We start from the raw sequence: 8,088 nt of genomic DNA, 5'->3' as shown, positions 1-8,088 counted from the left end.
CAGCCTCCTCACCGATTGATGGGATGATACAGTTCTGATAGTCCAAAAAAGGAATGCGTTCCTTTTTCTTCGCTTGCGCCGCTGTGGCTACTAAAGCTTGACACTCTTTGAGTGTCGGAGTTGATTGTGTAACCTTTTATTACACTTCTATTTTATTCATCTTATAGCCTCGGCATCAAGTTCACCGCTTTTAAGTTTTGCCATATATTCTTCAAGCTGTCTTTTTACATCTCCGCTTAAAATAAAAAGTCCAAGTATATTTGGAAGAGCCATTGCCAGCATAAGCATAAAGCTGAAATCTACCATTATCCCCGTGCCCACAACCGTTGCAATAACAGAAAGAGATAAAAACATGATTTTATATACTATAGAAAACTTTGAACCAAAAAGATATACCCATGCCCGCTCGCCGTAGTAAGACCAAGATATCATTGTAGAAAAAGCAAAAAGAAATATACTTACCGACAAAATAGTAGGAAACCAATCAATAACAGTTCCATAAGCAACACTGGTTAGTGCGGCTCCTTCTTTTGCTTCAATAAGAGCAATATAAGCTCCGTCATGTGCATAGACACCTGTAATTACTATAACAAGAGCGGTCATGGTACAAATAACTACTGTGTCTATGAATGGCTCATAAAGCGCAACAAGTCCTTGCCTGACAGGGTATTTTGTTTTTGCAGGTGCATGTGCAACAGGAGATGAGCCTATTCCAGCTTCACTTGAAAAAACAGCTCTTTGAAAACCTTGAACAATAGCTCCAAGCATACCACCGTAAACAGCACTTGTTGAGAATGCTTCATGAAATATAATACTAAAAGCGTCACCTATCTTGTCAAAATGATTTCCTAAAATCCAAATGGAAGCACCTATATATATAAGAGACATAAATGGAACAAGTGTTTCCGTAATATGAGCAATTCTTTTAACACCGCCGATGATTACAGTACCTGTTAAACCTGCGATAATAAATCCAAATATTAGTGGATTCTCTGCAAAGTACGGAACTTCGTGAGATATAGCACTGTAAGCTTGAGATACTTGAAATATATTTCCTCCGCCGATAGCACCTCCAATCATTAAAAAAGCAAAAATAACTGCTAATGTTTTACCAAAACTGGGATATCCTTTTTTTGCCAAGCCCTTTGAGAGGTACTCCATCGCACCACCCATAACGGTTCCATCTTTTAAAAATTCTCTATATTGGATAGATAAAGTTACTTCTGTAAATTTTAAACTCATTCCCAAAAAGCCCGCTACAATCATCCAAAAAGTAGCACCCGGCCCGCCAATTGCAACTGCCAGAGCAACTCCAGCTATGTTTCCAAGACCGACAGTAGCACTAAGAGCAGTTGTTAAAGCACCAAAAGAGGAGATGATACCAACATCATCAACTGTATTGTATTTGCCTCTTACTATGTTAAAAGAGTGTCTCAAGGCTCTTACATTAATAAACTTTGTTTTAAATGTAAGATAAACACCACCGCTAATAAGCCAAACCACTAAAAATGGCAAGTTGGCTCCTTTAACTGTTCCAAAAAGTATGTCAAAAAACAAAACCGTTTCTAAAAAAGAGTTGATACTGCTAAAAAATTCACCCCTAAAAACTATGTAAAAGAATTGTAACAAAGTAATCTTAATCCCTTTTTGTGTCACATGAAATAAAGTTTTGAAATATATAAAAATTACTATTGACATTTCAATGGTTATTGACTATAATTTCGCCTCATTAATCAGCTAAATAGCTGTTTTAATGTGTAGGTCGGGGTGTAGCTCAGTATGGTTAGAGTACCTGGTTTGGGACCAGGGGGCCGAAGGTTCGAGTCCTTTCACCCCGACCACTTTTATATTTTTTTAGAAACATGGTGGGATTAGCTCAGTTGGTTAGAGCATTGGTTTGTGGTGCCGAGGGTCACGGGTTCGAGCCCCGCATCCCACCCCATAACAAAAAAATATAAAAAAAACTTAATAAAAATAATAAATTTTGTGGCGTTCGTGGCTCAATTGGATAGAGTTTCGGACTTCGAATCCGACGGTTATAGGTTCGAATCCTATCGGGCGCACCATTTATGAATGCGCTCTTAGCTCAGCTGGATAGAGCAACGCCCTTCTAAGGCGTAGGCCAATGGTTCGAATCCATTAGGGCGCACCACTTTTTACTTCTAATGTCTGAAGAGACATAAAACACTTAATCACATGCGGATGTGGTGAAATTGGTATACACGCCAGACTTAGGATCTGGTGCCGCAAGGCGTGAAAGTTCAAGTCTTTTCATCCGCACCATCAAATAGAAAACCCCTTTCAAATCCCCTAAACAACGAACTTTTAAAGACTTTAAGAAAACTTCAAAAATTATTTTTCTAACCTATTTCTAACCTTGAATTGTAAAACTCTACAACATACAAAATTTCATATTGCTTCAATTGTAATCCGTTCTATAACTATTTTCACTTTGGAATGACCCCAATAAAGTAGACAAACTTTTGGTCAGGTAATTGGATAAAATAATAAGACAAATCATCATTAAAATTTTTTGGCTATACAATTCACACGATTAAAAAGAGTTCGGGATTTGTGTAGGGCAGTTATAGAGTAGTTTTTTAATTTATTTGTACTGTTTAATCTACTATTTTTGTAATAAATAAAATTAATCTCTATAAATAGGCTTAGTTTCGTTATCAATCTCTGGAAGAAACAGGCTATGCGAGTGTGAGACAGCTCCAACAGGAAGAGTAGTTAAAATTCGTACTTTTTCTGTGATTTCTTTGCTAAGATTGTCATATTTAAGAAAAAATTCTGAGACTAATAATATTGATAGTATATGTAAATAGCAATACTTACTATCACTATCGTAGGTATTGCATAAATCCATAGTGATCTTTTCTTAAAACTAACAAATCTTATTTTTTCAGCAGTATTTAGAAAATCATTTGAATATTTGATTGTAGATACGATATCGTTATTAATTGAACCATCTTCATTTATGATTGGAGTGTTTAGTATTCTTAATAAGCCATCAAAATAGTGCATATGCTTCTGAATCAGTAACTGTTGATTATTGGTGTATCTATTATAATCATTGCCAGCTTGATGCCTTATATGATCCGTTTGTTTATTTAATTTTATACACTCAATATTGTATCTTTGAATAATAGCAATTGAATTATCAATAAATTTTGAGAGTTCTTCAAATTTTTTAATAACTTGATCTGTATTATTGGCATATTTATTCGCTTCTTGATAAACTTTATTAACATCTTCTACTTTATCTTGATAGTTGAATTTTCCCTTCCAAGCCATATACGATACAGCAGGGATTATTCCAAGACCGCCTAAAACGATTGTGCCAATAGTGATTCCACCACCTGCCGCAAGTGCTCCACCACCTAGCCAGGCAAGTGTAGCATTGTTCATTGCACTTCCTATAAGACCAGCTATCCCAGCACCTGTTGAAGCTGTACCAAGCGCTCCAACCGCTGTATAAATAGCACCTGTACTAAGCGTACCAGCAACAGTTACTTCAAGCTCTTTTTTGAGTAGTTTTTTAGTCGATAGGACTGAGGTGTATACTTCATCTAGCTTTTGTTGAGAAAAATTAAAAGTATTTTTGCTAAATGGATCTGTTGTATTATGAAATGGTAAATTGTTTATTTTTTTCATATGAAAAGTAAATTCATCTATTGTGGTGCTTATAATACCAACTTTTATCTTTCCAAGTTCTTCTAACTTTTTATTGGTTACCTCACGCATAGGATTTATTCTTGCATTTGTAGTTTCAACAAGAGTTTTAATCTCTTCATTCTTTTGTTTAATGTATTTGATATCTTTTATCGGCTTGGTGACACTATCAGTAAAAGAATTAATACTTTGTTTAATATCATCTTTGAGTACTTGCGCCGAATTCCTAAGACTATTGCCAAAATCTTTTATACTACTCATTTTTTTTACTAACTTTTTCTTTAATGTATTCCATAAACAATTTTACCATATGTTTGTATGTGCCTAGGGTACCATCAGATGCAAAAGGTCTTGCACTTTGAATAATCATGTTTCCAACTCGAAGCATTAAAACACCGTTTCCAAGCCCTTGTGCTATTTTTACTGATATTTTAGATAAAAATGTATTGCCAAGTACATCACTTAGTGTATCATCGGTATATTCCATTAATGCTGCCAATGAAGCATTTTCAAGAATTTTTCTTGCAATAAGCAAAGAAGTGAATATATTGGTTTTATAACCATAAATATGAAATATCTTTTTCATCAATTTTACTGAGCTGAAGATTACAGCAATAGAGTCTAGAGCAGAACCAGGAGAAAATGCTGTAAATAATGAAACCTCTTTCGCACTTATATATAAAGTGTTGACTGCTTCTTTGTCTAAATCATTAATAATTTCATCTTTTATTGTTAAGAAAGGGCTATGAACACTATTAGTCTCAATTTTTTGGGCCAAAGAAATAGCCTTGTCTCTTATGTTGTCGTATTGGTGAAGTTGATAGTGTTTTAAAATGATTAAAGCAATTTCCTTTTCTTGATCATATGATTCGATATTTGCGGTTTGATTTTGAATTTTAAAAGCATCTTTTAGATTCATATAACTTTTTATAGCATTTAAAATATAAAACAAAATTCCAAAGATAGCTATAAAATAGATGCTAATATATCCGACTGCAAGTACTTTACTAGATGCTGCAATGCTTATATAAGATTGATATACATCCAAAGTAAAATTAGTAATGAGTAATAGAGTCAATGATACCAGTGCGACTATGGTTATCGTGAGACCACTTTTTGTTTTAGATGAAGTCTTGTTTTTGCTAGGCTGTAAAATACTATTTTTTAGAGATTTGTTTAATAATTCAATTTCAGATATTTGTAGATTTTCTAAGTTACTGTTCATATTTTCCCTTTAAGTTTATTAATTATGTAATTTTTATTATACGACTATTTTCTTTCTCAAGAACTTTATCTGGTATAAACATATCTGAATCATCTGATCTGGCTACTGTCATAGATATCTTTTCAAGAAAAGTAGTTGGCTGGTCCATGGATGATAATATGAAAGTAGCACTTGTAAATTATGCTTTAAAGATGGCAATAAAACGCAGATCTCTTGAAAAAGGTGACTGCTGTTAAACGAACTCTGAGATAGGGTTGACAGATCATAACTGTTTGGTAACAAAAATTAGAAATTGAAGCAATATTTATCCTCAACTTAGTATATTTTTTAGCAAGATTATAAAAATATACTAAGTGATTAGAAAAACAGAGTTTAATTCACAACTTTATTACACTCAAAAACTAGCATCAAAAGTTCCGGATTGAGTTCCTACAAGGTCGATTTTAATATCGTATCCTGAGCTGCCGTCTTGAGGCACTGTATAGGAGTTAAAAAGTTCTATATTGGTTGTGTGTACTGTTGAGCCATTAGCGGTTATGTCAACACTTCCGTCTTGATTTTTTACTAACTGTACCAATGTATTGCCGTTGTCAACAAGAGAAATAACGCCTGAGACAGATGTATCAACTACCATACTGCTTGAAGTTGCAGGAGTAACATTAAGCCAGATAGCGTCGCATCCCCCGTTACCCCAGTCACTGCCGCCGCCGGCACCATCAAATGTATCATTTCCTCCACGCCAGTTAAATACATCATTGACGCTTGTTCCCGTAATTGTTTGACTAGCGGGAGTGTCAAAAACATTAATCATAAAAGCAGAATTAATATCACTCCCAACCACGGTTGAAACATTAACATTTGCAGATGAGACAAAAACTTCGTAATCCACACTTTCACCTACATAGTAAAAATCACCCCCAACAGCCAACAATGCCTCATACCCACTTCGAGGAAGAACAGAATCGTCCGAGACAATAATATTTGTATTAAAATACTGTATGCTTCCATCACTGCTGTAATTCACAACTGCATCATTAAACAAAAATTGACCATCTGTTTCTGATATCATCGTTAAATTATCTACCCAGTGTTCAGCACCGCCATAATTTGATATTATTAATCTTCCGTTTTCTATACTCCATGTTTGTGTTACTGTAGATGTTATCTCTGATTCCCATTGCGAGCTTCCAAAAGAAGCACTGTATGTTTTACTTGTAACAGTTGTGTCTGGATTAAAAGTCACCTTAGTCATGTCATCTTTTCCAGCACTAAAGTATGAGCTATTAGGATTATCATCGTAAAAATAAAAAGTGTTGCCGCTTAGCACCTGAGCAGTATAAGTCCCAACCGGAGCAGCAACAGCAGAGATGATGTTTGTTGCTGCCAAAACAGAAGCTTCACTGCTGTCTATCTCCGACATTACGGTTTTTGCAAGCTCTACATCATCCAGCCCATTATTTACAAAAGAGAGACCTACATTTTGTTTATTTTCTAAAATAGTTGCATCTTGACTTAGAGAGGTGTTAAGCGCACCGTTTATTACAGCAAGAATAAAATTTTGCTTTGAAACAGCACCGCTCTCAAGGTCGTTAACCCAGTAATCAAGACCACCTTGATCAGGTGCTCTGTTAAAGAGATTTTCATAAACTGAAGTTACAAAATAAGTCGTAAGAGTTCCTGATGGATAAAGAGCCTAAGTTTCAGGCTGATCAAAAAAACTTTGGGCAATACCCTCAATTGAAAGCCCGGAATTATTAACCCAATAACTCAATCCAGCAGCGTCAGGCGCCCTGTTAAAGGTAGCCACATACAATTTACACACATCATTCATCGATACCATTTATATCTCCTGCGCTAGCAATTTATAAAAAAATTATATGCCTATTGGCATTAATCACAACTGAATGTGTTTATGTTTAATATATAAAATGATTAACGATTTGCGCCAATTCAAGTTTAAAGTGCAACACTAGAGAGTAAAAGAAATTAAGGATTGAAGAGAGAGAGGTTAGCTGCGATAAAATAAGATTCCAATCCGCCAAGATAGGGAAACTTATGAAATACAAACAACTAACCATGATGCAACGATATCAAATCGAAGCTTTGAAAAAAGAGGGTTTAAGTCAAAGAGCAATAGCTTTAAATATTGAAGTGCATCACTCAACCATCAGCAGAGAGTTAAAAAGAAACTCACTAAATAATAGTGAATATCATGCTGTTAATGCCACAATAAGTGCAAGACTTAGGTATCAGTATAAAACAAAGAATAGAAGACTTACGAAGAAGCATACAAGTTTCATAAAAATGTGTATCAAAGACGGGTTCTCTCCAGAACAGATAAGTGGGAGAATGAGTTTAACCCAACTCAGACCTGTAAGCCATGAAACAATCTATCAATACATTTATCACAACAAACGAAGTGGCGGTAACTTATATAAATATCTTAGGCATAAAAACAAAAAGTATACCAAGAGAAGTGCTTTATACCGTAGTCGTGGGCAAATTAAGAACCGTATATCAATAGACTTTAGACCAGCCATTGTCGAAGACAAATCAAGGGTTGGTGATTGGGAAGTAGATACTATTATTGGAAAGAATCATCATCAAGCGATAGTTACACTTGTTGATAGAAACTCAAAGTTCACATTGATGAAAAAAGTAGAAGCTAAACAAGCCAGAGTTGTAACAGATGCTATCATACATTTATTAAAGCCTATACAGGCTCATACACTAACTATAACTAGTGACAATGGCAAAGAATTTTCATATCATGAAGAAGTAGCAAAGAAACTAGATACAGAGTTCTACTTTGCAAATCCATATCAATCCTGGCAGAGAGGACTCAATGAGCATACTAATGGATTAATCAGAGAATATTTTCCAAAGAATATGCCATTTAATGACATCACAGACGAACAGATTGTTGAAGTTCAGAATAAACTAAATCGTAGACCTAGAAAGATACTTGGGTACAAAACACCTGCAGAAGTATTTTTCGATACAATTACGAAATCTTATGTAGCAGTTTAATCAAGTGTTGCACTTACTATTTGAATTGGCGATGTATATGTTAATTATATTGAATCAAATTATAAAGATTTTGATAGAAGTATTTCGATTTATAGATAACGGTAAGCAAGGGATTTTTTGTTTTTCTAAAAGGCTCTTTAAAGTCCTAAATATAG

At 34.6% G+C, this 8,088-nt stretch carries 6 protein-coding genes, 5 tRNA genes and 1 pseudogene; 6 read left to right on the top strand and 6 right to left on the bottom strand.

The window, feature by feature from the left end; genetic code table 11:
• Positions 1 to 156 precede the first annotated feature (156 nt).
• Positions 157 to 1,698 carry a sodium:alanine symporter family protein gene (locus PHQ93_RS10525; RefSeq protein WP_299944160.1) on the bottom strand — a complete coding sequence of 514 codons (1,542 nt, stop codon included), beginning with the start codon at positions 1,696 to 1,698 and terminating at the stop codon, positions 157 to 159.
• Between the two features lie 65 nt (positions 1,699 to 1,763).
• On the opposite strand from PHQ93_RS10525, the gene PHQ93_RS10520 reads away from it, so the two are divergent.
• From PHQ93_RS10520 to PHQ93_RS10500, 5 genes are all read left to right on the top strand, one after another.
• Positions 1,764 to 1,841, top strand: a tRNA-Pro gene (locus PHQ93_RS10520).
• 24 nt (positions 1,842 to 1,865) lie between these two features.
• A tRNA-His gene (locus PHQ93_RS10515) sits at positions 1,866 to 1,942 on the top strand.
• Positions 1,943 to 1,989: 47 nt separating this feature from the next.
• Positions 1,990 to 2,066: transfer RNA gene (locus PHQ93_RS10510), tRNA-Arg, on the top strand.
• Positions 2,067 to 2,075: 9 nt separating this feature from the next.
• Positions 2,076 to 2,152: transfer RNA gene (locus tag PHQ93_RS10505), tRNA-Arg, on the top strand.
• 46 nt (positions 2,153 to 2,198) lie between these two features.
• A tRNA-Leu gene (locus tag PHQ93_RS10500) sits at positions 2,199 to 2,283 on the top strand.
• A 519-nt stretch (positions 2,284 to 2,802) separates the two neighbouring features.
• Here the strand turns inward: PHQ93_RS10500 and PHQ93_RS10495 are convergent.
• The 5 genes and pseudogenes from PHQ93_RS10495 to PHQ93_RS10750 form a co-directional block, all read right to left on the bottom strand.
• Complete coding sequence (locus PHQ93_RS10495) at positions 2,803 to 3,939, bottom strand: hypothetical protein (RefSeq protein WP_299944157.1); 1,137 nt, start codon at positions 3,937 to 3,939, stop codon at positions 2,803 to 2,805.
• Positions 3,932 to 4,903 carry a DUF697 domain-containing protein gene (locus PHQ93_RS10490; RefSeq protein ID WP_299944154.1) on the bottom strand — a complete coding sequence of 324 codons (972 nt, stop codon included), beginning with the start codon at positions 4,901 to 4,903 and terminating at the stop codon, positions 3,932 to 3,934. Before PHQ93_RS10490 ends, PHQ93_RS10495 begins: the two co-directional genes overlap by 8 nt.
• A 394-nt stretch (positions 4,904 to 5,297) precedes the next feature.
• Positions 5,298 to 6,323, bottom strand: a complete 1,026-nt coding sequence (locus PHQ93_RS10485) for a hypothetical protein (protein ID WP_299944151.1) — start codon at positions 6,321 to 6,323, stop codon at positions 5,298 to 5,300.
• Between the two features lie 129 nt (positions 6,324 to 6,452).
• A pseudogene (locus tag PHQ93_RS10755) lies at positions 6,453 to 6,578 on the bottom strand (DUF4214 domain-containing protein); the annotation flags it as partial.
• 18 nt (positions 6,579 to 6,596) lie between these two features.
• Positions 6,597 to 6,734, bottom strand: coding sequence for a DUF4214 domain-containing protein (locus tag PHQ93_RS10750; protein WP_367278395.1), 138 nt, complete (start codon positions 6,732 to 6,734; stop codon positions 6,597 to 6,599).
• Positions 6,735 to 6,958: 224 nt separating this feature from the next.
• Between PHQ93_RS10750 and PHQ93_RS10480 the strand changes: the two genes are divergently transcribed.
• Entirely contained in the window at positions 6,959 to 7,933 is a 975-nt protein-coding gene (locus tag PHQ93_RS10480) for an IS30 family transposase (protein WP_299944148.1), read from the top strand.
• Positions 7,934 to 8,088: the final 155 nt, after the last annotated feature.

The organism is Sulfurimonas sp., assembly GCF_028714975.1.
GTDB lineage: Bacteria > Campylobacterota > Campylobacteria > Campylobacterales > Sulfurimonadaceae > Sulfurimonas.
Note: the sequence above shows the minus strand (reverse complement) of the source record. Positions and strands in the feature narration are given on the sequence as shown.

Coding starts and splice junctions, on each gene's coding strand:
- PHQ93_RS10525 (WP_299944160.1), bottom strand. CDS start 1,698: ATGTCAATAGTAATTTTTATATATTTCAAAACTTTATTTCATGTGACA.
- PHQ93_RS10490 (WP_299944154.1), bottom strand. CDS start 4,903: ATGAACAGTAACTTAGAAAATCTACAAATATCTGAAATTGAATTATTA.
- PHQ93_RS10495 (WP_299944157.1), bottom strand. CDS start 3,939: ATGAGTAGTATAAAAGATTTTGGCAATAGTCTTAGGAATTCGGCGCAA.
- PHQ93_RS10750 (WP_367278395.1), bottom strand. CDS start 6,734: ATGAATGATGTGTGTAAATTGTATGTGGCTACCTTTAACAGGGCGCCT.
- PHQ93_RS10480 (WP_299944148.1), top strand. CDS start 6,959: ATGAAATACAAACAACTAACCATGATGCAACGATATCAAATCGAAGCT.
- PHQ93_RS10485 (WP_299944151.1), bottom strand. CDS start 6,323: ATGTCGGAGATAGACAGCAGTGAAGCTTCTGTTTTGGCAGCAACAAAC.